23 protein-coding genes are annotated in these 22,283 nt (G+C 44.8%); 6 read left to right on the top strand and 17 right to left on the bottom strand.

From position 1 onward, the window contains the following. Positions 1 to 191: 191 nt before the first annotated feature. Positions 192 to 1,295, top strand: a complete 1,104-nt coding sequence (locus BCOA_RS27030) for a glycerol dehydrogenase (protein WP_014097186.1) — start codon at positions 192 to 194, stop codon at positions 1,293 to 1,295. Between the two features lie 51 nt (positions 1,296 to 1,346). Here the strand turns inward: BCOA_RS27030 and BCOA_RS27025 are convergent, their stop codons facing one another. Continuing rightward, entirely contained in the window at positions 1,347 to 1,880 is a 534-nt protein-coding gene (locus BCOA_RS27025) for a hemerythrin domain-containing protein (protein WP_014097185.1), read from the bottom strand. A gap of 200 nt (positions 1,881 to 2,080) precedes the next feature. Here BCOA_RS27025 and BCOA_RS27020 point away from each other — a divergent pair, with 200 nt between their 5' ends. Further along, entirely contained in the window at positions 2,081 to 4,336 is a 2,256-nt protein-coding gene (locus BCOA_RS27020) for a TOTE conflict system archaeo-eukaryotic primase domain-containing protein (protein ID WP_014097184.1), read from the top strand. Positions 4,337 to 4,436: 100 nt separating this feature from the next. After that, positions 4,437 to 4,577, top strand: coding sequence for a hypothetical protein (locus BCOA_RS35585; RefSeq protein WP_258434538.1), 141 nt, complete (start codon positions 4,437 to 4,439; stop codon positions 4,575 to 4,577). A 38-nt stretch (positions 4,578 to 4,615) separates the two neighbouring features. Here BCOA_RS35585 and yidA read toward each other — a convergent pair whose 3' ends face one another. The 5 genes from yidA to rlmN form a co-directional block, all read right to left on the bottom strand. After that, complete coding sequence (gene yidA / locus BCOA_RS27010) at positions 4,616 to 5,425, bottom strand: sugar-phosphatase (protein ID WP_014097182.1); 810 nt, start codon at positions 5,423 to 5,425, stop codon at positions 4,616 to 4,618. 110 nt (positions 5,426 to 5,535) lie between these two features. Continuing rightward, on the bottom strand, positions 5,536 to 5,853 hold the full coding sequence (locus tag BCOA_RS27005; RefSeq protein ID WP_013860417.1) for a nitrous oxide-stimulated promoter family protein: 318 nt from the start codon (positions 5,851 to 5,853) through the stop codon (positions 5,536 to 5,538). Positions 5,854 to 6,018: 165 nt separating this feature from the next. Then, positions 6,019 to 6,501: a PTS glucose transporter subunit IIA gene (locus tag BCOA_RS27000; RefSeq protein ID WP_014097181.1), complete on the bottom strand. Its 483-nt coding sequence runs from the start codon at positions 6,499 to 6,501 to the stop codon at positions 6,019 to 6,021. Positions 6,502 to 6,680: 179 nt separating this feature from the next. Continuing rightward, positions 6,681 to 8,210 carry a sugar porter family MFS transporter gene (locus tag BCOA_RS26995; protein ID WP_014097180.1) on the bottom strand — a complete coding sequence of 510 codons (1,530 nt, stop codon included), beginning with the start codon at positions 8,208 to 8,210 and terminating at the stop codon, positions 6,681 to 6,683. 161 nt (positions 8,211 to 8,371) lie between these two features. Next, the gene (gene rlmN, locus BCOA_RS26990; protein WP_014097179.1) at positions 8,372 to 9,439 is read right to left on the bottom strand and encodes a 23S rRNA (adenine(2503)-C(2))-methyltransferase RlmN; all 1,068 of its coding nucleotides are present in this window, start codon (positions 9,437 to 9,439) and stop codon (positions 8,372 to 8,374) included. Between the two features lie 166 nt (positions 9,440 to 9,605). On the opposite strand from rlmN, the gene BCOA_RS26985 reads away from it, so the two are divergent. Next, positions 9,606 to 9,851, top strand: coding sequence for a hypothetical protein (locus BCOA_RS26985; RefSeq protein WP_014097178.1), 246 nt, complete (start codon positions 9,606 to 9,608; stop codon positions 9,849 to 9,851). Between the two features lie 291 nt (positions 9,852 to 10,142). On the opposite strand, the gene BCOA_RS26980 is transcribed toward BCOA_RS26985, so the two are convergent. Next, on the bottom strand, positions 10,143 to 10,580 hold the full coding sequence (locus tag BCOA_RS26980; RefSeq protein ID WP_014097177.1) for a YwnF family protein: 438 nt from the start codon (positions 10,578 to 10,580) through the stop codon (positions 10,143 to 10,145). Further along, positions 10,577 to 11,335: a GTP pyrophosphokinase gene (locus BCOA_RS26975; protein ID WP_014097176.1), complete on the bottom strand. Its 759-nt coding sequence runs from the start codon at positions 11,333 to 11,335 to the stop codon at positions 10,577 to 10,579. Before BCOA_RS26975 ends, BCOA_RS26980 begins: the two co-directional genes overlap by 4 nt. Before the next feature lie 287 nt (positions 11,336 to 11,622). Between BCOA_RS26975 and gabT the strand changes: the two genes are divergently transcribed. Next, complete coding sequence (gene gabT / locus BCOA_RS26970) at positions 11,623 to 12,981, top strand: 4-aminobutyrate--2-oxoglutarate transaminase (RefSeq protein WP_014097175.1); 1,359 nt, start codon at positions 11,623 to 11,625, stop codon at positions 12,979 to 12,981. A gap of 154 nt (positions 12,982 to 13,135) precedes the next feature. Here the strand turns inward: gabT and BCOA_RS26965 are convergent, their stop codons facing one another. From BCOA_RS26965 to dhaK, 4 genes are all read right to left on the bottom strand, one after another. Further along, positions 13,136 to 14,125: an aldo/keto reductase gene (locus BCOA_RS26965; protein WP_014097174.1), complete on the bottom strand. Its 990-nt coding sequence runs from the start codon at positions 14,123 to 14,125 to the stop codon at positions 13,136 to 13,138. A 523-nt stretch (positions 14,126 to 14,648) separates the two neighbouring features. Beyond that, positions 14,649 to 15,026 carry a dihydroxyacetone kinase phosphoryl donor subunit DhaM gene (gene dhaM / locus BCOA_RS26960; protein WP_014097172.1) on the bottom strand — a complete coding sequence of 126 codons (378 nt, stop codon included), beginning with the start codon at positions 15,024 to 15,026 and terminating at the stop codon, positions 14,649 to 14,651. Further along, complete coding sequence (gene dhaL, locus BCOA_RS26955; RefSeq protein ID WP_014097171.1) at positions 15,019 to 15,609, bottom strand: dihydroxyacetone kinase subunit DhaL; 591 nt, start codon at positions 15,607 to 15,609, stop codon at positions 15,019 to 15,021. Before dhaL ends, dhaM begins: the two co-directional genes overlap by 8 nt. Before the next feature lie 13 nt (positions 15,610 to 15,622). Next, positions 15,623 to 16,612, bottom strand: a complete 990-nt coding sequence (dhaK, locus tag BCOA_RS26950; RefSeq protein WP_041818312.1) for a dihydroxyacetone kinase subunit DhaK — start codon at positions 16,610 to 16,612, stop codon at positions 15,623 to 15,625. Positions 16,613 to 17,815: 1,203 nt separating this feature from the next. Here dhaK and BCOA_RS26945 point away from each other — a divergent pair. Then, complete coding sequence (locus tag BCOA_RS26945) at positions 17,816 to 18,853, top strand: PTS transporter subunit IIC (RefSeq protein WP_014097169.1); 1,038 nt, start codon at positions 17,816 to 17,818, stop codon at positions 18,851 to 18,853. A 108-nt stretch (positions 18,854 to 18,961) separates the two neighbouring features. Here the strand turns inward: BCOA_RS26945 and BCOA_RS26940 are convergent, their stop codons facing one another. From BCOA_RS26940 to ureE, 5 genes are read right to left on the bottom strand one after another with little or no spacing between them, the layout of a single operon-like run. Then, positions 18,962 to 19,639 carry an urease accessory protein UreH domain-containing protein gene (locus tag BCOA_RS26940; RefSeq protein ID WP_014097168.1) on the bottom strand — a complete coding sequence of 226 codons (678 nt, stop codon included), beginning with the start codon at positions 19,637 to 19,639 and terminating at the stop codon, positions 18,962 to 18,964. A gap of 43 nt (positions 19,640 to 19,682) precedes the next feature. After that, complete coding sequence (locus BCOA_RS26935) at positions 19,683 to 20,501, bottom strand: urease accessory protein UreD (RefSeq protein WP_014097167.1); 819 nt, start codon at positions 20,499 to 20,501, stop codon at positions 19,683 to 19,685. Continuing rightward, a complete protein-coding gene (ureG, locus tag BCOA_RS26930; protein WP_014097166.1) occupies positions 20,498 to 21,112 on the bottom strand; it encodes an urease accessory protein UreG in 615 nt (204 codons plus the stop codon). Before ureG ends, BCOA_RS26935 begins: the two co-directional genes overlap by 4 nt. Before the next feature lie 34 nt (positions 21,113 to 21,146). Next, positions 21,147 to 21,830, bottom strand: a complete 684-nt coding sequence (locus BCOA_RS26925; RefSeq protein ID WP_041818311.1) for an urease accessory protein UreF — start codon at positions 21,828 to 21,830, stop codon at positions 21,147 to 21,149. Then, on the bottom strand, positions 21,823 to 22,272 hold the full coding sequence (ureE, locus tag BCOA_RS26920) for an urease accessory protein UreE (protein WP_014097164.1): 450 nt from the start codon (positions 22,270 to 22,272) through the stop codon (positions 21,823 to 21,825). Before ureE ends, BCOA_RS26925 begins: the two co-directional genes overlap by 8 nt. Positions 22,273 to 22,283 lie beyond the last annotated feature (11 nt).

The raw sequence follows: 22,283 nt of genomic DNA, 5'->3' as shown, positions 1-22,283 counted from the left end.
ATTTTTATTCAAAACACATCATATTTCTGTCACATTTTGTCGATACAGCTCTATTTTACTTGTTATTCCCCGAAAATTGAACGTTTTTGAAAAAGTATGGATGATAGGATGAAAAGGTTTTCTTATCTGCAAAAATAAGTTATGATGGAATTGTGCTTGTTATATTTTTCACAAAAAGAGGAGGCATTTTTATGACGAAAATCATTACCTCTCCAAGCAAGTTTATACAAGGCCCCGATGAATTGTCCAGGCTTTCGGCGTATACGGAAAGGCTTGGCAAAAAAGCATTTATTATTGCGGATGATTTTGTCACCGGCCTTGTCGGCAAAACGGTTGAAGAAAGCTATGCCGGCAAAGAAACGGGGTATCAAATGGCATTATTCGGTGGTGAGTGTTCTAAACCGGAAATCGAACGGCTTTGTGAAATGAGCAAATCCGAGGAAGCCGATGTCGTTGTCGGAATCGGCGGCGGAAAAACATTGGATACCGCAAAAGCAGTCGGGTATTACAATAACATTCCGGTGATTGTCGCGCCGACCATCGCTTCCACCGATGCCCCGACAAGCGCCCTGTCTGTTATTTACAAAGAGAACGGCGAGTTTGAAGAATACTTGATGCTGCCGCTGAACCCGACTTTTGTCATTATGGATACGAAAGTGATTGCCTCTGCCCCTGCCCGCCTGCTCGTTTCCGGCATGGGAGATGCGCTTGCAACGTATTTTGAAGCGCGCGCCACTAAGCGGGCAAATAAAACGACGATGGCAGGCGGGCGTGTTACGGAAGCGGCGATCGCGCTTGCAAAACTTTGTTATGACACGCAAATTTCGGAAGGTTTAAAAGCAAAACTGGCAGCGGAAAAACATCTTGTTACGGAAGCAGTGGAAAAAATCATTGAAGCGAATACGTATCTGAGCGGAATCGGTTTTGAAAGCGGCGGCCTTGCTGCGGCACATGCGATCCATAATGGGCTTACCGTGCTCGAAGAAACCCATCATATGTACCACGGCGAAAAAGTGGCATTCGGTACCCTCGCCCAGCTGATTTTGGAAGATGCGCCGAAAGCGGAAATTGAAGAGGTGGTCTCCTTCTGCCTGAGTGTCGGACTTCCCGTCACGCTCGGGGATTTGGGCGTGAAAGAACTGAATGAGGAAAAGCTCCGAAAAGTGGCTGAACTTTCCTGTGCGGAAGGCGAAACGATTTATAACATGCCGTTTGAAGTCACGCCTGACCTTGTGTACGCAGCAATCGTTACCGCTGATTCCGTCGGGCGGTATTATAAGGAAAAATGGGCATGACAGTAAAAAGGGGCTGCTCCCGGTTCCGGGGACAGCCCTTTTTGCCCATTTTCACTGTAATCCAGTTGTACAGATTTTTTCTTCCAGTTCGTCTTTTTCGGCCGCTGATAGCAGGTTTTCAGCCATTGGAAACAGGACGTTTTCTTCTTTGAAAAAATGGTTTGTGAGCAACTCATACATTTGTACGATATAGGAAGCGAGCACTTCGGCTTGGTCTTCATCCATTATTTTCGTGCCATTTAAGAAAATCTCAATATATTTTTCTGCTTCATCATGCTCGTATTCCATCATGGCGATCGGCCCGTTTTCGCGTCCAATGTAACGGGCCATCATGGTAAATAGCACGTTTTCTTCCCGTTCGGCATGATGTTTCAGCTGCTCGGAAAAGGATTCAGTCCCTTTCCGGAGCGCGTCAAGGGCTTCTCGCTTATTTTCGAGTTCACCGTTTATCAACTGCCCTGCCGTTTCATACAATGCGCGTTTTCGTTCATTCAAGTGCCCATGCTCATTTTTCAACTGGTTGAGGCCTGCGCACAATGCAACATCACTCGCGCCGCCGACCATGGCACAATGCGGCATTTCCATGTGGATTCCCTCTTTCTTTGTCATATCCTTTATTTTAAACAAGACGGCGTAAAAATGGCGTGATGCAGATCATAGTTTGCAAATTTGTCTTATTTGGAAGAAACTGAGTTTATGACGGCCCCATTCTGTTCACACTAAGAATATAGATGCGTTGAATTTAATATCGTATGGAAATATATTCGTTATTGAGGGGATGAAAGATGGATAAGTCCATAAAACTGTTAGAAAAAGAGAACATTTACTTAAAACAATTGCTGGCAAATATGATGCATCATGGCCATTCAGATATCCACCCGGGAAAAATTTTAACAAAGTTTTCTCCACCTCATGAAAAGATATTCTTATATAAAAGTTTGTTTAAAGGTCGAAATGATACATATGCAGTCCGATGGGAATCAGAAAGCGGAAAATCCGGTTACGCTCCTGCATGCCAGTACGAATCGCAGCGTTTAAAGACTGACGTGACCCGCAGCGGTTGCAAACACCGAAAACTGCTACCTCTAACAGATAGTGTTTTTTACGAGCATCTCAGCGGTAAAAAAACAATTGGATTATACCCCGTTCAAAAAGATCAAACTTGTTATTTTCTGGCATTCGACTTCGACAAAAAAAGTTGGCAGGAAGATGTCAAGGCATTTATAAATATTTGTTCAAAATTGCATATCCCGGCAAATATAGAACGCTCCCGTTCAGGAAACGGCGCCCATATTTGGCTGTTTTTCAGTGAAAAAGTCCCAGCTGTTTTGGCAAGAAAACTTGGAAAAGCACTTCTTTCTCTTGCTCACAGAAAATATCCTGAAAAAGACTTTCATTCCTTCGATCGGATGTTTCCTAATCAAGACATGATTGCGGAAAACGCCTTTGGAAACTTAATTGCTTTGCCATTGCAATTACAGGCAAAAAAAGCAGGAAATAGCGTTTTTGTTGACCGGAATCTAATCCCTTATCCTGATCAATGGCTGTATTTATCAACTGTACGCAAACTGTCGAAAAATAATATTTTATCAATTTTAAATACAATATCATCCTCTATTCCAGAGGAGATGACGGTCCAGTTCAGAAACGGGATTTTCCTCAAGAAAACAGAATTACCAGAGGAAATATTAGAGAAAGTAAAACGGCTCGCTTCCTTTCATAATCCCGAATACTATAAGGCAAAGGCAAATAGAAAATCAACTTATGGAATCCAACAGATCATTTCCTGTTATGATGAAAATGATGAGTTTCTTATCCTTCCCAGAGGATGCAAGGAACAATTGAAAACACTATTGGATGAACAACAATTAAAGTCCATGTGGATAGATGAAACGTATCCGGGCGAAACAATCAATGTACAGTTTCATGGCTCATTGACACCATTGCAGGAAGAAGCACTTCAACAAATCATCCTTTTTGACGACGGAGTAGTGTCTGCTCCCACAGGATTTGGAAAAACCGTACTGGCAGCTGCTATGATTGCTAAACGCCAAACCAACACTCTAATCATTGTTGATAAAATTCAGCTTCAACAGCAGTGGATAAATAAGCTATCTATTTTTCTCGGGCTTTCACCAAATGAGATCGGACAATACGGGGGCGGCCAGAACAAAACTACAAATATAATTGATGTTGCTACCATTCAAAGCCTTACTTCAAAAGGCGGGGTTAAATCTGTTATTACACAGTATGGCCAGGTTATTGTGGATGAATGCCATCACATTTCTGCATTTACTTTTGAAAAGGTGTTAAAAAATGTGCGTGCACGGTATATTTTTGGGCTATCGGCAACGCCGGTCCGAAAAGACGGGCTGCATCCAATTATTTTTATGCAGTGTGGACAGATTCGATTTAAAATAAGCCCGAAAGACCAGGCAAAAATCAAACCCTTCAAGCAAAAATTTATTGTAAGAAAAACAGATTTTACTTCACAAACTGAAGACATCCGGAAATTATACAAAGAACTCGCCGAAGATAAAAAAAGAAACGATTTGATCTTCCAGGATGTTTTACAGGAACTCGAAGCCGGCCGTTCTCCGATCATAATAACGGAACGTGTTAGCCACATTGAAAAACTAACTAAAGCATTTCATGGATTTGTAAAAAATATCGTTGTTCTGACAGGAAAAATGTCTAGAAAAGAAAAACAGCAACAATTCCAATATCTTTCAGCCATACCGGACGATGAAGAACGGTTAATTATTGCCACTGGGAAATTTATTGGAGAAGGGTTTGATGATGCGCGGTTAGATACTTTGTTTTTGGCCATGCCTGTCTCCTGGAAAAGTACGCTGCAGCAGTATGTTGGCAGGCTGAGCCGTGATCATGCGGGAAAAGAGGAGATCAGGGTCTACGATTATGTTGACATAAAAGTACCGTTGTTAAAAAACATGTTTGCAAAGCGAATCACCGGCTACAAGTCGTTGGGTTTTGTCTCGAAAGACGAAAAACCAAAAGCCGAGCAGTTAAAACTTTTTTAGAATGGGGTTTGATCCAATTGAAAAAAAGAAGCAAGAAAGAGAACATGAAGATTTTGGGCGTGTGATGTTTTACTGTAAGCATTGCAACAAGACTTTCGATATGGAATGGGAAACGATTTGGGATATGCAGGAGTTGACGCACGGCTATGTCGGGTATCATTTGTATGACACCTATATTTGTTGCCCGGATTGTGGTGAACTCGCTGAAGCACTGGAGCAGCCCGGCCCGAATCCATTTTAAAGAAAGGTGCCTGCCTCGCCGGCGGGCACCTTTCTTTTTTACGACAACACCAGCTTCTCAATTGCATATGCGACGCCGTGTTCGTTGTTCGTGCGCGTTTCGAAATCGGCAATCGCCTTAACTTTCGGGACAGCATTGCCCATCGCCACCCCGCAGCCGGCATATTCAATCATAGTCAGGTCATTTTCATTATCACCGATACAAACCACTTCCTCGCGGTGAATGCCGAGATGGCCGGCAAGGAGTTTCACAGCATTGCCTTTGCTCGCCTCTTTATGCAAAATTTCATAATAAAATGGCATGCTTCTGACCATCGTGTACTTCTCCTGCACCCAGTCCGGAATCGCTTCAATCGTCCGGCTCAGCTTCTCCGGCTCGTCAATAAACATCACTTTCGGAATCACCATATCCCGCGGCAGCTCTTCCAACGTCCGGTAATGCACCGGCATCTGCGTCAAATAAGATTCCACAACCGTATAAGGACTGAGATCCCGGTTCGGCGTATACAAATGTTCCGGGTCAAAAAAATGCATCGGCGTTTTCAGTTCGAGGCTGAGCCCGTACAGCCGCACCAAATCGCCGTAACCAATCGACCGTTCCGCGACAACCCCGTTCGTATGCGTATTTTGCACGAGCGCGCCGTTATAGGCAATGACATAATCATCTTCTTCATTCAGCAATAAATCTTCAAGAAAGCGGCGGACGCCCCCGATCGGCCGCCCTGTGCACAGCACGATTTTGACGCCTTTCTTTTTCGCTTTATGTAAAGCTTCCCGGACTTCCGGAGTGACTTCATGCTGGTCGTTTAAAAGCGTTCCGTCCATATCAATGGCAATCAATTTATACATATTTTTCTGCTCCTTGGTGATGAAAAAATTTCATACGGTTTTATCATAATATACTCAGCCGGATAAATCCATTTATGTAAAATCATTTACAAATCATGCATCGCCCAAACTTATTTTTTTAATAAATGCCGGATGGAAAAAACGGGATGGTACAAAAGCATCCACGGGCCGGAAAAACGCATGACCGCCCTGATTTTTTCACGATAATCTTTCCGGTAGCAATGAACCTTGCAGTTGGAACACGCGCTTTTTTCCTCGCCAAAGCGGCAATAGGAAAGCCTTTTTAAGCAGTAATTTTGTAAATCGAGGCATTCTTCGCAAAGCGTCTTGCGGTGGTGTTTTTTCCGGCAATAAATGGCAATCATTTGTGACACGGTTTCCTTTTCTTTTTGGATGACCGGCCCGTTGTTTAATTCCCTTTTTGGCATGGCGATCGACCTCCTGTTTTCACCATACCACAGCCACGGAAAAGCAATTTTAACGATTTTTCTACAATGCACACAAAAATGCCGTAAAGAACAAAAGCCTTTACGGCATTTCTATGTCCCTTTTAACAAACGGTAAAAAATGGGAGCCACCTTCTTTACAAAGGATTATTCACGGTTCCCTGATTTCATTTTTACCCGCATCACCCAGTCATCGAGGCCGATTGTCTGAGCCGGCGGGACTTCCATGCTTTCGACTTGATCCATATTGGCAACGGAGACAGAGGAGTAAAGATTTTCTGTTTTGGCATCTGTCAATTGAAAGGAAAATTCCATGAGCGGAGTTCCGACGGTAATGTGATCGCCTTCTTTGACCATGATCACAAATTCTTCACTTTCCATAGCGGCTTCTTCTGTATTGAGGCGAATTGTAATTTCAAGCCCCTGGTCTGTCAATATACTGATGGCGTTATCTTCCGGAGAAATATGCGTAATTCTTCCTGCTGCGGGCGAATGCACCCTTCCTTCAAGCGGCTGGATGGCAATGCCCTTACCTGGCTGGCCCGTATCTTTGCACGGAATCATATTGCCGGCTATCGGGGAGACAAGTGTAACCACTTTCGAATTTTTTCTTTTCAGCCAGTTGAACATCTCGCAACACCTCCTTTAGTCAGTAAAATCTGTATTTTTCACTTCTATTATACACCTATTTTCGAACACTGTCTTGTTCGGCGTCAGGAAACTTTACATCTTTTTGGAAAAACTTCTTATTCTATTATATGTTCGGACAAGCGAAAAGGGCCCGCGCCGGACCCTTTTCGAAAAATTTTTTACCGGTCCATGCCGCTGTGATGTAAATGCTGCGGCCGGTTGCTCCGGTTAAAGGTTGATTTTCTTCTGCGTGCAAAGTAACGCTCCTTCCGCGCATGGAAACTTTGCTCAATTTCTTCAAGCGACCGACCTTTCGTTTCTGGTACGAATTTTTTTACAAACAGGATGGAGAGGATGCCAAACCCGGTAAAAATGAAGAATGTTGCCGACAGGCCGATTGCGTTTAACAAAACCGGAAACAACAGACCGACAAGGAAATTCGTCATAAATAGACAGAAAATCGAAATCCCCATCGCAAGTCCTCTTAAATGGATCGGGTAAATTTCCGACTGCATGAGCCATGTTACCGGAGACACGCCGCCTTGCTGGGAAGCGAGAAACAGGACGGTCAGGCTTAAAATGATAAACGGCAGGGCCGGACTGTTTTTTAACGTGATGGAAAAAATTCCGATCAAAAGCAACGCGGTGCTTGTCCCTGCAAGCCCTGTGATCAGCATTTTTCTTCTGCCGACTCTGTCCAAAAGTGCAATACCTGCAAAAGTTGCAAGAACGGAAATCAAACCGTTGGCAATATTTCCAATCAGGGCTGCGCCTGTCGAAAACCCGGATTTCTTTAAAATTTCCGTCCCGTAATACATAATGGAGTTCACGCCAGTCAGCTGCTGGATCATTGCGATGCCGACACCGATCAAAATGATGCGGCGGACAAATGGAAGTTTTAAATCTTTCAAAGTTGCCTTTTTCATTTTGGCATCTTCTTCGACCGTTTGGCGGATCTCATTCAACTCCATTTGCGCCCGTTTTTCCTTGCGTATTTTCCGCAAAACATCAAGCGCGATCGCAAATTTGCCTTTTGCCGCGAGCCAGCGTGGGCTTTCCGGCACAATTAGCATGCCGAGCCATAAAACGACAGCCGGCAATGTTGCGATTGCCAACATGTATCTCCAAATGTTTCCGGCTTCCCCGAACGTGTTGGCCAGTATTGCATTAAAAATATAAGCAAATAATTGTCCGGTGACAATCATCAGTTCATTTTGTGTAACGATCCGTCCGCGGTGTTCAGCAGGTGACAATTCTGCCAAAAAGGCCGGGACTGTGACGGATGTCGCGCCAACGGCAAGGCCCAAAATCATCCGGAAAGTAACCATAGTGGCCACATTCGGCGCCATCGAACAGCCAAGCGTGGCGATGACGAAAATAAAAGCGACGCTTAAGATCGTTTTCCGGCGCCCTTTCCGGTCAGAAAGTCTTCCGCCGAACACGGCGCCGAATGCTGCCCCTAAAAGCAAAGTACTTGTGACAAGCCCTTGTGTAAACGGCGTTAAATCAAGTTGATCGGCCCTTGACATGAATGGCAGTGCCCCGTTGACAACGCCAGTATCATAGCCGTATAGTAAACCGCCAAACGTAGAGATAATTGTAATCAGACGTAGAAAAGTTTTTTTGGTAAATGATTTTTTTCTTGTTCCCGCTTCTTCGGTACGGACTGAAACACGCCTGCCCTCGTCTCCATCATCTTTTCCTCTCATTACGCTCATTCCTTTCCTATCTTGTGATCTTCATATATTGTTAAAATACTTTTTCAGCATATAATTGCTGTACCCTATACCTACCCTGTTTGTTCGTTTTTTTAAACGTAAAAAAACCCGCTCCGCTTTGGATAAAATCCAAAATACGGGCGAGCTCGCTGTTACGCCGTTCTGTTTGCTTTTTTGATCTGTTTACTGCGGAGCTGGCCGCATGCAGCATCGATGTCTGTGCCGTGTTCCTGGCGCACAACGCAGTTGATGCCATTTTTTTTGAGCGTATCGTAAAATGTCATAATCGATTCTTTTTCGCTTCTTTGATAACCGTGCTCATTAACAGGGTTGTACGGAATGAGATTGACATAGGCAAGATGACGCTTGTCCTGCAGCAGTTTTGCAAGCTGCAGCGCTTCTTCCTTATGGTCGTTGACATCTTTCAGTAAAATATATTCGAACGTGATTCTGCGATTTGTTTTTTCTAAATAATAATCGATGGCAGGCATTAACTTTTCAAGCGGGTACGCGCGGTTGATTTTCATAATGCGCGACCGCAGTTCATTATTCGGCGCATGCAAAGAAATAGCCAAGTTCACCTGCAGGTCAAGGTCTGCGAATGCATAAATTTTCGGTGCAAGGCCGCTTGTGGAAACGGTGATATGGCGCGCACCGATCGCCAGTCCCTTTGGCGCATTGATAATTTTAAGGAAGTTCACCACATTCTCAAAGTTATCGAACGGTTCTCCGATCCCCATGACAACAACATGGCTGACCCGTTCGCCCTTTCCGGCTTCATCAAAATGTTTTTGAACGTACATAATCTGCTCGACAATTTCCCCGCTTTCAAGATCGCGGTTTTTGCGGAGCAGGCCGCTCGCACAGAAGGAACAGCCGATATTGCAGCCAACCTGGGTCGTCACGCAAACCGACAAACCATAATGCTGGCGCATCAAAACCGTTTCAATTAAATTGCCGTCCTTCAGCTGGAACAAAAATTTTACCGTGCCGTCCTTTGATTCCTGTTTCACCACTTGTTTTAACGTGTGAATATGGAAATGTTCTTCGAGTAACGCAAGGCAGTCTTTATTGACATTCGTCATCTCTGCAAAGCTTTTCACTCTTTTTTGGTACAACCATTCCCACACTTGTTGGGCGCGGAATTTTTTCTGTCCGTGTTCAAGCATCCAGCCGGTCAATTGATCTATCGTCAATCCAAAAATGGATTTCTTTTCCATTCTACCCCTCTTTTCTGGCGTTTTTCGCATAATTCCTATTGTAATCGAATTTGCCGCCGATTTCCACAGGCAGATGTTGCAAAATGGGCCGCAGCGAAAGCAGGAATTCTGGCGGCAGGGAACGAATATAGTTTAGATAACTACATTTTTTCAGGGAGAGACAGACATGGGCACAAAAACATTATTCCTGCCATACCGATGGACCGTTGTCATTCACGAATCATACCATTTGTACACAAATCAGGAAGACCAGTATGCCTTTGCCGTGCTGGATGGCGAACTGGATACGGTGGTTGCTTTCTCTGTTCGTGATGCATCCGTTCAGGTGTCAAACTGCGGATACGATGTGAATTTGGACATCAACGTGGAGACGCGCTTAATCACAATCGGGCACGAACCGGAAAGAGAATAGCTTTTTTAGGGTGCTTTTAAAAATTTGAAAGCGCTAATGTATAAAAAAGGGGCAGCCCGCTATATTGTTAGCAGCATGCAAAGTGTTTCGGTTTCGCCCGTTTTCCGGCTATTCTCACCAAGAAGCCGCATGGCGAGAAAAACTTGCATGGAAACGCCCGGCCTATCGAGCGGGCAAAAATCCCCACGCATCCAGACAAACGAGCGTAAAAATGCCGCAGGAGTGTTGGATTTTCCCATCCGTCCATAAAAATTCAAAGAATCCGCACGCCATCAACGGGCCGTGCGGATTTTACCAAAGCTCTTTTTTTCTGTTTTGCTCTTCTTCCAAAAAGTGGATAAAATGGAGGAAAATATTCGTCGGTTCTTTTTCAATTAGTGCCGCATAGCGTTTTTTCACCGAGTCCGGGACAATACTGCTTTTTTCAATCCGTTTTTTCATATAGGAAAAACTGAGTTTCGTAATTTCTTTTCTCAAAACGCGCGCTTCCTGCGACAGCGCCATGCCGAACGCCCCAGCAACCGCACAGAAAAGGAGGAGCGGAATCGAGCGGTCCTCCGCCGGCATCACGAGAAGCAACAAAAACAAATTGAGCGCTGCCACAAAGATCAGCGGTTTGGACCAAAATGCATACTGGTTGGCTTTTTTCAGTTTCGGGGCGATCATTTCCCCTAATTTCTCCATTTCAAACCGGACAAATCCCGGCATTTCGTTCAAATTAATGATCAAATGGATCCCTTCCCATCCGTTTCATTTAAGGCCGCTTTTAAAAAATCTTCAGGGATTCGAAGCTTTTCAGTATCTACAATCAGTTGGTGCACGCTGTTTTCACTGTTTCGTTTTTTGACTTCCTTCATTTCTTTTTGGATATTCTCCATTTTTACATCGAGTTGTGCTGCCTGCAGTGCTGCTTCTTTCAGTTCTTCCTTCAAATGTTGCGGCACATCCTCATCGTATTTATAGTATATTTTATGCTCCAGGCTTGCCCAAAAGTCCATGGCGATTGTCCGGATCTGAATCTCAACATACACTTCTTCCGACCTGTCCGACATGAAAACCGGAATTTTGATGATCATATGGAGGCTTTGGTAGCCGTTCGGTTTCGGATTTTGAATGTAATCCTTGCACTCAATTAACTTTACATCTTTTTGTTGCTGGATCATTTTGCTGATCTCATATATGTCTGAAATAAACGAACATGTAATCCGAATGCCGGCAATATCGCGGATGTTTTCACGGATTGAATCAAGCGATAACGCACAGCCTTTCCGGTACGCTTTATTCAGAATACTTTCCGGTGACTTTAGGCGTGATTTTACATGCTCAATCGGATTGTAGTCATGGACGTACTGAAATTCTTCTTTTAAAATATCAATTTTTGTCATCACTTCATGGAGCGCGAATTTATACGACATCATAAACCGCGTCAACTCTGTTTTGACTTCTTTCATCTGCTCAAAATCTATCGGGATGGCAACTTCCATTTTTGTCTCTCCTTCAAATTTGCAATGCAAATCCGTTATCCCCATCTTAAATGCAGGAGGGGGTTTTGTCAAAGAATCGCATTGCCCGCCTTATGCATATCAGGAGGGATCATGGCGGTTTTATTCGCTGTTTACCCGCTATCCAAAAGATAAATCAAAAAACGATAAATTTTCCTTAAAATGCGTTTGTTTTTTTGCAATATTTGTAATATCATAATCTTGTAAAAGGACCATAATGACAGATCGGTTACATCCATATCATCAACTAATAAAAAGGAAGCGTTAAAATGACAAATGCAAATGTATACTCTTCTCTGCCGGGACCGCTTTCGAAAGAACTGCTGGAAAGAAGGGAAAAAGCCGTTCCCCGCGGTGTCAGCAACGGCATTCCGGTTTTTGCAAAAGAAGCAAAAGGCGCGCTTGTTACAGATGTGGACGGCAATACGTATATTGATTTTGCCGGCGCAATCGGCACGCTGAATGTCGGGCATAACCACCCGAAAGTTGTCGCAGCTGTCAAAGAACAGCTTGAACGTTTTATCCATACCGGCTTTAACGTCATGATGTATGAACCTTATATTGAACTGGCTGAAAAATTGGCAGCGCTCGCTCCGGGGAATGCGGAGAAAAAGGTCATCCTTTTAAACAGCGGGGCAGAAGCCGTCGAAAATGCCGTTAAAATTGCCCGCAAATATACGAAGCGGCCGGCCATTATCAGCTTTACCCGCGGCTTTCACGGCAGAACGTTAATGACGATGTCGATGACAAGCAAAGTGAAGCCGTATAAATACGAATTCGGCCCGTTCGCTTCTGAAGTTTATAAGGCGCCTTACCCTTATGCTTACCGGAAACCCGGCAATTTGACCGATGAAGAATATGAAGACTATATGATCCAAGAGTTCCGGAATTTCTTTCAAAACGATGTTGCCGCTGAAACGGTTGCGGCTGTGGTCATGGAACCAGTACAGGGAGAAGGCGGATTCATTGTGCCAGGCAAAAAATTTGTAAAAGCGGTTTATGACTTCTGCCAGGAAAACGGCATTTTGTTCGTATCGGACGAAATACAGGCAGGATTCAGTCGGACCGGGCGCTATTTTGCCATTGAGCATTTTGATGTTGTGCCGGATTTGATGACCATTTCGAAATCTCTTGCAGCAGGCGTCCCGTTAAGCGGGGTAATCGGACGGAGCGACATAATGGATGCGGCAAATCCGGGTGAACTTGGCGGGACTTATGCCGGAAGCCCGCTTGGATGCGCAGCCGCCCTTGCCGTACTGGACATCATTGAATCTGAAAAATTAAACGAACGGGCGGAAAAAATCGGGAGACATGTGCTTGATACGTTCCGCAGCTGGCAGAAGGAGTTTACCTTTATCGGGGATGTGCGCGGACTTGGCGCCATGTGTGCATTTGAAGTCGTAAAAGACAAAACGACAAAAGAACCGGATAAAGCATTGACAAAGCGGATTGTGAAAGAAGCCAACAAGCGGGGGCTGCTTCTTTTGGATGCCGGGATTTTCGGCAATGTCATCCGCATTCTGATGCCCATTGTCATTACAGACGACCAGCTGCAGGAAGGCCTGGATATTTTAAAACAGTCCATTGCCGCTGCCGCAAACGTAAAGGAAGAAATATCTTTATTATGATATTAAAGGCCGTGCCCGTGGAAAGCGAAGTATTTTGACGGAGCGCTTCGTTGCTTTCTTATGAATAAATAAAAATCCGAATCATTCAGATAGAATGTCTGAATGAGTTCGGATTTTTCTATGAGTAAAATACTTCTGTCCCAGCCTCCTCTTATTAATCCTCCGGCGGGGCCATGAATTCAGGGCCAACGGGGTCTTTTACATTTTTATTTATGATATCATCGATTGTTTTCAAGTCTTCTTGTGTTAGTTTCCAACTGAAAACTTCCTTGACAGGGTTTAATTGATCGGGGCGGCGCGCACCCCATAAAGCGATGCTTGAACCCGGTTGATCAAGAAGCCAGCGAACAGCTAAATGAATAACTTGTTTGCCGTAAGCTTCTTGGACCCATTGATTTAATTCGTTAACGGCCGATAAATATTGTGGCAGGCGGTCCGGTTGAAATTTTGGATCTGTTTTGCGCAAATCATCGCCTTCGAATTTTCTGTCCGGTGTCATCTTACCGCTCAAAAGTCCCCGGCACAGGCTTCCATAAAATAAAGAAGTCATGCCTTTATCCACAGCATATGGCAAAACATCTTTTTCAATGTTTCGTTCAAACAAATTATAAGGGGGCTGTACCGTGTGCAGAGGTGCCACAGTACGGAATGCCTCCATTTGTTCCGGAGAAAAGTTGCTGACGCCTATGGCGCGAATCTTCCCGGAATCATAAAGTGTCTTCATGGCCTCTGCGGTTTCTTCAATCGGTACTTTCGGATCCGGCCAATGCACCTGATAAATATCTATGTAATCGGTTTGAAGCCTTTTTAATGAATCATCAATTTCTGCTAAAATCCGTTCTTTTGATCCATTTCTGAAAACTTCACCATTTTTCCATTCCAATGCAACTTTTGTCGAAATCACCACTTTGTCACGTTGTCCGACTTCAGCAAGGGCTTTGCCGACTATTTCTTCAGACCGGCCAAAACCGTATGCGGGAGCCGTATCAATCACGTTAATCCCTAAATCGATCGCAGCTTGAATCGTTTTGATGGATTCCCTTTCATCGGTTCCACCCCACATCCAGCCGCCAATGGCCCATGTTCCGAGGGCAACCCTTGATGCTTCTTGAATATCGGTATTTTTTATTTTCGTATATTCCACTTCATTTTCCTCCTTCTGAATAGAATAGAAAATGCTTGGTGCAAAACTATTTTATTCTTATTCATTTATGAGTGTAAAGTAATGTGCATTGCTAATCTTTTTAAGCTTACATGAACTCTGAAAATAAAAAGCCCCGAGAATGTTCGGGTCTTCTTGTAATAAAAAATTAATGCTTTGACTGGTATCATAAAAAAAGTTAATCTTAAAATTCCTTCTCATTTTTCGTGAATCTCTAACATGCATACAGCACCGGCGTCCTCTCGAATATAATAAAAAGGAGAACCGATTGAGTGAATCTCTAACATGCATACAGCACCGGCCCCGTTTTTCCTAAGGGCCTTTCGAACGCCATACAGCGCGGGCGGGCAAAAAAGGCTTTAAAATGGCCATGCAGGGCGCCCGTGCGTTTTGCGTGAAAACCTGATGAAGGATGCCACACGTTTCATTTTGGCGAGGCCCTTAATCCTATGTTTTTCCACAAAAAAGTAATGCCCGGACCGTTCATACTGGCCCGGGCTATTTTTTATTTTACCTTTAACGGTTCCAGCTGTTTTAAAATCTCTTCCAGTTCTGCATCTGCCTGGATCAGCGCGGCAGCCGTATAAGCACTTTCGACAAAGGCGGTGTCCATTAGGCGGATGTACTTATCCGACATCTCCATTGCCATTTCCAAATTCATTTTGGCGCTGCCAAGGTCATAAAAAGCAAACAGATCATCCGCTTCATTTTCGGCTATGGCGGCATTCATTTTGTCAAAACTGGTGCCAACCCCGCCGTCATCGGTGCCACCCGCATACGTAATGGAAACGTCTTTGGCCGCTTCCTTTAACAATGTGGCAAGGCCGGCCGCGATTTCAGGAATATGGGAAACAATGACAATGCCTACTGGTTTTTTACTCATCCAGAATCCCGCCTTCCAACAAAGCTTCAAACAAATAGCCGCTTGAAACCGCCCCAGGATCAAGATGGCCGATGGAACGCTCGCCAAGATAAGATGCGCGCCCTTTTGTCGCTTTCATCTCTTTTGTCGCCTCCACGGCAGATTGAATGGTTTCTTTTGTCAGCGATCCGGACGCGAGTGCTTCACAGGCTGGCATCCAGACATCGACCATCGTTTTCTCACCTTTTTCCGCTTTCCCGCGTTTTTGGATGCCTTCAAGCCCGGCTTTTACAATTGCCGCAACATCTTGTTCATTTTCCCCTGCCTGTTTTGCCATCGCAATCAGCGCCGATCCATACAGCGGCCCCGAGGCACCCCCGACTTTTCCAAGCAACGCCATCGCCGCTGTTTTCAGGACGTCCTGGACCGTAGCAAAACCGCCAGCTGCTAGTTTTTCTTCCATAGCCGCCACACCGCGCGCCATGTTCGAACCGTGGTCGCCATCACCGATCGCACTGTCCAGTTCGCTCAAATAGGCTTTGTTTTCATTGATTTTTTCTGCAAAACGATGCAGCCAGTCTGTTGCTGTTTCTGCTGTTAACATGTTTCCTCCTCCTTTACACCCATGCCGGGACGGACACCGGCCGTTTTAAAAATTTAAGCCATGCCTCATCTTCCAGTTTTACAAGCGTGAGGGAAAGGCCGGCCATATCAATGGACGTCATCAAATTGCCCACTTTTCTAAACGGAACGGTAAGGCCTTCCCGGTCAAGCAGGGCATGCACATCCTTGGTAAAAATATACTGTTCCATAAGCGGCGTAGCCCCAAGCCCGTTGACAAGGAGCGCAAACTGGTCCCCTTCTTTCCAGTTGAACGCATTTTTCAGCCGGGTAACGAGTTCTTCCGCGATCGCTTTTGACGACTTGATTTTTTCCCGCCGGTAACCCGGTTCCCCGTGAATGCCGACACCGTATTCCATTTCATCTTCTTGAAGGACAAAACCCGGCTTTCCGACTTCTGGAACCGTTGCCGGCGAAATCGCGACGCCGATTGTCTTCACATTGGGTACAAGCCGTTCAGCCAACGCCTTGATTTCCTGAAGCGTCTGCCCTTCTGCTGCCGCGCCCAGAATTTTATGGACAAGGACGGTGCCGGCAACACCGCGCTTTTCTGCTGTATACGTGCTATCTTCTACCGCGATGTCATCGTCAACCACGATCTTATCCACCTGAATATCTTCCATTTCAGCTAATTCCTGGGCCATGTCAAAATTCATAACATCCCCTGTATAATTTTTCACAATCATGAACACACCGGCTCCCTGGTCGGCTTTTTTAATCGCTTCAAAAATCTGATCCGGCGTCGGCGAGGTAAACACTTCACCGCAAACCGCCGCAGACAGCATCCCTTCCCCGACAAAACCGGCATGGCTCGGTTCATGCCCGCTGCCGCCGCCGCTAATGAGCGCTACTTTTCCTTCATCCCGGAAAGTACGATAAATGACGCCTGTCCCTTCCAATCGTTTTACTGTTCCTTCATGGGCATACACAAATCCATCCAGCATCTCATCGACGACTTTTCCAGGGTCGTTTATAATTTTCTTCATGGCGTATCCCTCCGCATCCTTATGTTCTTTTTTGCCCGGCATAACACCTTCTAAAACACCACTTTTATTATACCGCTTCCATCGTGAAAAAAAATCATTTTTCATGCCAGGCCAGCAATCACGGATTTCAATTGTTTCAATCATATCTGAGATTGTTTTCGATCACTTTTTTATATAGGGCTTGCTGAACGAATCCAATTCTGAGTTTGTACCCAATTTGTCAGTAAGCTCTAGAAGAAGCCATTTTTGAAAATGCGTGATTCTGTCTTTTCTATACGTTGATTCAGCTTTTCCCTGGATTTTTTATAAAACTCTTGTATTAAATTTTTGCCAAAGCTGTCAGCATCCTTACCAAATTTAGGAATTTTGCTTATTTAGCAAGCCCCCATGTTAAGGAAGCGCGGAAAAATGACGGCCTTCCTTCACATAGAGCCCGTCTACGTTAAGGAAGCGTGCAAAAATGACGGCCTTCCTTCACATAAAGTTCGTCTACGTTAAGGAAGCGCGGAAAAACGAAGGCCTTTCTTCACATAGAGCCCGTCTACGTTAAGGAAGCGTGCAAAAATGATGGCCTTCCTTCACATAGAGCCCTTCTATGTTAAGGAAGCATGCAAAAACGAAGCCCTTCCTTTACATAGAGCCCGTCTACGTTAAGGAAGCGCGAAAAAATGAAGGCCTTCCTTCACATAGAGGGCGTCATGTTAGGGCTTGCTGAACCCCCGATTCCGATTCTGAGTTTGTCAGCAAGCTCTGTCTAAAAATATAGAAGAAGCCATCTTCGAAAATGCGATTCTGTCTTTTCTATTCATTGAATCAGCTTTCAAGTGCAAGTTTTTCCCTGGATTTTTTATAAAACCCTTTGTATTAAATTTTTGCCAAAGCTGTCAGCATTCCTACCAAATCTAGGAATTTTGCTTATTTAGCAAGCCCTATATATAAGCTGAACTAAACATTATTACTTCTTTATGTGTTGCCAAAAGCAATGTCTATCCTGATCGTAATTGATTTTGGCACGAAAAACTTAAGTTCATTTTATATGCTTTTTAGTACTTTTATGCATATGTGCACACACGCGGTAAAGTATTAAAAATTTTTGTTGACTATAATCTGAATGTTTTATATAATCATACGCAAACAGACAAGCATCGGCGCTTATCCGGCAGCGTCAGCAGCGAGGTCAAAACAAAATGGGGGCTTCCAATAATGAAAGATTTCTTTAGCAAACTGTTAAACGGAATGAGCATAGGCATTGTCGTTTCTCTGATCCCAAACGCCTTACTCGGGGAGATATTGAAACTGATTATCCCGCATGCGCCTTATTTGCAGCATGTTGTGGATGCAACCGTTATCATCATGAGCATGCTCCCTGTATTGATTGGCGTTATGGTCGGCATTACCTTTCAATTGACACCGATCCAAATTGCAAGTGTCGGCATTGCCGCAATGGTTGGGAGCGGCGCGATCCAGAAAACGGCTGCCGGCGCATTTGCTTTAAACGGGATCGGGATTGTCATCAATACAGGGATTACAGCGGCATTGGCGGTTTTATTCGTCAAGTGGGTCGGAACAAGGTTAAAGGCTTATTCCATCCTCCTGGTCCCGACATTGAGTATTTTAATACCGGGCATGATCGGACTTGCAATTTTGCCATTTATTAAAGCGGCTACCGGGCTGGTCGGCGTCGGCGTGGCACATGTGACAAGCATGCAGCCTGTCGTAATGGGCGCCATTATTGCCGTCATTTTTTGCCTGATTATTTTATCGCCGATTTCAACAGTCGGCGTAGCAACCGTTATTATGCTTTCAGGTGTCAGTTCAGGGGCGGCAAATCTTGGCATTTGTGCCGCCGGGGTCGGGCTTGCCATCGCCAGCTATAAAGCCAACTCGCTCGGTACCGCCCTTGCCCATGTACTTGGCTCGCCGAAAATTCAGATGCGAAACTTCTTTATGAAACCGAAAATTGCTTTCCCGATGCTCATCACTGCTGCCGTTCTCGGTGCGCTCGCCGGCGTCTTTCATATTCAGGGCACGCCTTACAGTGCAGGATTCGGGTTGTCGGGCTTAGTCGGCCCGCTCAATTTCATGCATCTTGCTGAAGGCGGCTGGACTGCGAAAAATATTGCCATTATGCTGAGCACTTTCTTTGTGCTGCCGTTTATCTTAAATGTCGGATTCATTTATGTTTTTTCAAAAAAATTAAAGATGATCAAATCGGAAGACTATCAGCTTAATTTCGAATAGCAAAAAACACTGCAGCCCTCCGGATCAGGGTTGCAGTGTTTTTTTCATCGGACGGAAATTCTGGGACTTCGGAATGATCAGTCGGCGCGATATAGCAGCATGAGAGAGTTACAATGATTGCAACCACATTTTAAACAATCCTTCCCCTATCCCTAAGTTGTACATATAATAGATGCCGAATACCGTACTAATGGCTCCAGTGATCTGCGTAAGCGTCTTATTTACCTCTACTCTTTTAGCGCTTATAATAAACGGGATACCTAGAATAGTTGTAAAGAAAAGCATGCCGAATATAGTCCCAATTCCAAATATCAAAATATAAACGGCTGATTCAACAACACTTTTAACAGTACTCATTGTCAGCAGTACCATTGCTCCGCTTCCGGCAAGTCCATGTACAAGCCCGATACACACTGATTTGATATAGGAATAGTTTCCTGATGGGTGTTTATGACCTGGTATGTGATAATGATGATTTATACGTGCCCTTTTAAATGCAGTCAACGTTGTAATGCCAAGATAAACCAGCATAATTCCAACAAGAAATTCAAGTGACATGGCCCATTTTTCCGGAATCTCCCCCTTTATAATTAAAAGGCAAATTCCGACAATAAATAAGGTTGCTGTATGGCCTATGCCCCAAAAAACACCTGCAAGGGATGACTGGGACAATTTCTTGCTTCGACTGGCAATTGTAGATACAGCAATAATATGATCCGGTTCAATCGCATGTTTAATTCCCAATACAAATCCTAATGCAAGGACAGATATAAAACTCACATCCATTTAATACCACTCCTTTCATCCTGCTAACCGGAAATATATCTGACTAGTATTTTCTTAAAAACAGCTTGTCTTTATGAAGCAGTTCAGCCCTTGCAAATGAATGGGCAGTTTTCATAAACCGTTCAACTAATCCGGTATTGTAGCCCATTACCCGCAGCATCACACCGTACCCGGGAGGCAGACACGACAAACCGAACTTCAGGCCGGCGCCGGCTTTTTCAAGCTTTTCATAAAGTGCCTCAAGAAATTTCCTTCCAGCCAGCGGATGGACAACGGCAAATGTGCCAAGATGTGTAAAGCCGTCCATTTGCAATATATCGCCAATCCCCCGGTCCGGCTCTAAATTTAAATGATCAAATAAAATAAGCGATCCATCCATCCATACCTTTAATTTCGAACGGATCCAATCATATGTAAAAAAGCGGCCGTTCCGCTCCCATCCAGGGGTAATCATGTCCCGGTAGAACAAACTTGCACCGGGTTCCATCCGGACTTCAGTCTCCTGTACAAACCGGGCGCCTTCGTAAGCAATGAGCGGATCCGGCAAATATTCAAAGACACTGCCGCTTTTTAAATGGAAAACCGTCTTTTGCGCTACCGGTTGCACCGGCGTTTTGTACACTTTTGCAGATGCTTGTGTTGTTGCGGTCATTCGGGCTCCCTCCCCGAGTTTCAGTGCCGTATAATAGTTGTCCCCGTCCACATAGCCTCCGCCAACATGAATGAAATAAATAAGCGGCATGCCTTCATCCAGATAAATCGGGCGGCTCACTTTAAAAGCGCCTTCCTGGTAACAAGAGGAAAGAACCGTTTTCTTCTGTTTTTTTACTGCTTCTATTTCAAGCCTGCCTGTCCAGTTCATGACTCTAATCCATACAGCAGCGCATTTTGCTTAATCCAGGCCACGACTTCTTCAAGCCCGGTTTCATTTTTTAAGTTCGTGAATATATTTGCCTTCTCCCCCCTTGCCGCAATCGTATCCCGTTTCATTACCTCAAGGTCCGCACCGACATACGGGGCCAGATCAATTTTATTAATAATAAATAAATCGGATTTGATCATCCCCTGCCCGTTTTTACGGGGTATTTTTTCCCCTTGCGCCACGTCAATAATATAAATGGAAAAGTCGGCCAGTTCCGGGCTAAACGTCGCTGCGAGGTTATCTCCGCCGCTTTCGATAAAAATCAAATCCAAATCCGGATGCTTCTCTTTTAGCTCATCAATTGCCGCAAAATTCATGCTGGCATCTTCACGGATCGCTGTATGTGGGCAGCCTCCCGTTTCAACGCCGATGATCCGATCTTTCGGGAGGATACTGTTTTTTTCCAAAAACATTGCATCCTCTTTTGTATAAATATCATTTGTGACAACGGCCATGCTGAACTCATTCTGCATTGCCCTTGTTAATTTTTCAACAAGCATGGTTTTTCCGGCGCCAACCGGGCCGCCGATGCCAATCCGAACCGGTTCCATAAGTACATCTCCCTTTTTATGAAAAATTAAGACATTAAGACATAAACAAACGCACATGAAGTCTTTCATGCTGCATCTGGGCGATTTCAAGCCCCGGGCAGCTTATGCCGAGATCATCTATTGTACAAGTTGAAATCACGCCAAGCGCTTCATCAATTGCCGGCTGGATATTGGTTAAAATCCGCTGGCCGTCCGTCTGCCCGATCGGAATTCCGCGGACAGCATTTTGCACAAGCGCGGATACAGCCGAAAACAGACAGACGCCGGTAACCGCTTCTCTCGGTGCCTGAATGCTAAACCCGGCAAGTGCAAATACAATCGCCGGATGACCGTACAGCCTTTTGTCCACGATCCCTTCCAAATAAATTGACAGCAACGATGAAGGATACAATTCCGCACAAACCTTTGCCATCCGCTCTCCCATTCTGCGGCCCGCTTCCCGCGACTCTTCAGCAAGGCAGGATGAAAACAAAATGCTGCCAATTTCCTCAACCGTTTGGAGATCTTCTTTTTCTGCCGCTTCATACGCAAGCTTGCAGGCCAGGCCGTCTGTAAAAGCAAGCTGCCTGCGTATGTAGACAGAAATTGCTTTTTCAACATGCTCCCGGTCCTCCAGGCGGTGTTTTTGAAAAAAAGTTTCAAAACCGAGCGAGTGTGAAAAGGCACCTGATGGGAAATTGGAGTCACAGAGTTGGATAAGCGGATACCAGTTATGCATCATGATGGTGCCCGATATGGCGGAACGCCTGCTTCATCTTTCGTTTCTCCCGCCGGTACGGGATCCCGAACCCTTCAAGCAATTCTTCCACCAAGTAATCATACTGAATAATCATATCGTTTGCTTCAAATTGGGCCGGCAAATGCCGGTTTCCGAGTTGATGGGCGATTTCCCCCATTTGTTTCATTGACTGCGGTGTGATAGTCAGCACATCGTCCTCCAAAACCGAAATGACAATCATATTGCGATCATCCATGTATAAAATATCGCCGTCATGCAGTTCCTGGTTTTCTTTTAAACGGATGCCGAGTTCATTTCCGTGGTCCGTAACGGCGCGTTTGATCCGTTTCAGCAGGTCATCGCTGTTCATGTACACACGTTCCACATGCAAACCTTTACTCTCCAAAGTTTCTACATTTCCAATCACTTTTTCAATAATCATCTGGTTCTCTC

The organism is Heyndrickxia coagulans 36D1 (assembly GCF_000169195.2).
GTDB lineage: Bacteria > Bacillota > Bacilli > Bacillales > Bacillaceae_C > Weizmannia > Weizmannia faecalis.
Note: the sequence above shows the minus strand (reverse complement) of the source record. Positions and strands in the feature narration are given on the sequence as shown.

Coding starts and splice junctions, on each gene's coding strand:
- BCOA_RS26945 (WP_014097169.1), top strand. CDS start 17,816: ATGAAAGATTTCTTTAGCAAACTGTTAAACGGAATGAGCATAGGCATT.
- BCOA_RS26995 (WP_014097180.1), bottom strand. CDS start 8,210: ATGAGAGGAAAAGATGATGGAGACGAGGGCAGGCGTGTTTCAGTCCGT.
- dhaM (WP_014097172.1), bottom strand. CDS start 15,026: ATGAGTAAAAAACCAGTAGGCATTGTCATTGTTTCCCATATTCCTGAA.
- BCOA_RS26985 (WP_014097178.1), top strand. CDS start 9,606: ATGGGCACAAAAACATTATTCCTGCCATACCGATGGACCGTTGTCATT.
- BCOA_RS27025 (WP_014097185.1), bottom strand. CDS start 1,880: ATGGAAATGCCGCATTGTGCCATGGTCGGCGGCGCGAGTGATGTTGCA.
- BCOA_RS26975 (WP_014097176.1), bottom strand. CDS start 11,335: ATGGAAGTTGCCATCCCGATAGATTTTGAGCAGATGAAAGAAGTCAAA.
- BCOA_RS27000 (WP_014097181.1), bottom strand. CDS start 6,501: ATGTTCAACTGGCTGAAAAGAAAAAATTCGAAAGTGGTTACACTTGTC.
- BCOA_RS26925 (WP_041818311.1), bottom strand. CDS start 21,830: ATGCATAACTGGTATCCGCTTATCCAACTCTGTGACTCCAATTTCCCA.
- BCOA_RS27020 (WP_014097184.1), top strand. CDS start 2,081: ATGGATAAGTCCATAAAACTGTTAGAAAAAGAGAACATTTACTTAAAA.
- BCOA_RS35585 (WP_258434538.1), top strand. CDS start 4,437: ATGGAATGGGAAACGATTTGGGATATGCAGGAGTTGACGCACGGCTAT.
- ureG (WP_014097166.1), bottom strand. CDS start 21,112: ATGGAACCGGTTCGGATTGGCATCGGCGGCCCGGTTGGCGCCGGAAAA.
- dhaL (WP_014097171.1), bottom strand. CDS start 15,609: ATGTTAACAGCAGAAACAGCAACAGACTGGCTGCATCGTTTTGCAGAA.
- BCOA_RS27005 (WP_013860417.1), bottom strand. CDS start 5,853: ATGCCAAAAAGGGAATTAAACAACGGGCCGGTCATCCAAAAAGAAAAG.
- BCOA_RS26935 (WP_014097167.1), bottom strand. CDS start 20,501: ATGAACTGGACAGGCAGGCTTGAAATAGAAGCAGTAAAAAAACAGAAG.
- rlmN (WP_014097179.1), bottom strand. CDS start 9,439: ATGGAAAAGAAATCCATTTTTGGATTGACGATAGATCAATTGACCGGC.
- BCOA_RS26940 (WP_014097168.1), bottom strand. CDS start 19,639: ATGGATGTGAGTTTTATATCTGTCCTTGCATTAGGATTTGTATTGGGA.
- dhaK (WP_041818312.1), bottom strand. CDS start 16,612: ATGAAGAAAATTATAAACGACCCTGGAAAAGTCGTCGATGAGATGCTG.
- ureE (WP_014097164.1), bottom strand. CDS start 22,272: ATGATTATTGAAAAAGTGATTGGAAATGTAGAAACTTTGGAGAGTAAA.
- gabT (WP_014097175.1), top strand. CDS start 11,623: ATGACAAATGCAAATGTATACTCTTCTCTGCCGGGACCGCTTTCGAAA.
- yidA (WP_014097182.1), bottom strand. CDS start 5,425: ATGTATAAATTGATTGCCATTGATATGGACGGAACGCTTTTAAACGAC.
- BCOA_RS27030 (WP_014097186.1), top strand. CDS start 192: ATGACGAAAATCATTACCTCTCCAAGCAAGTTTATACAAGGCCCCGAT.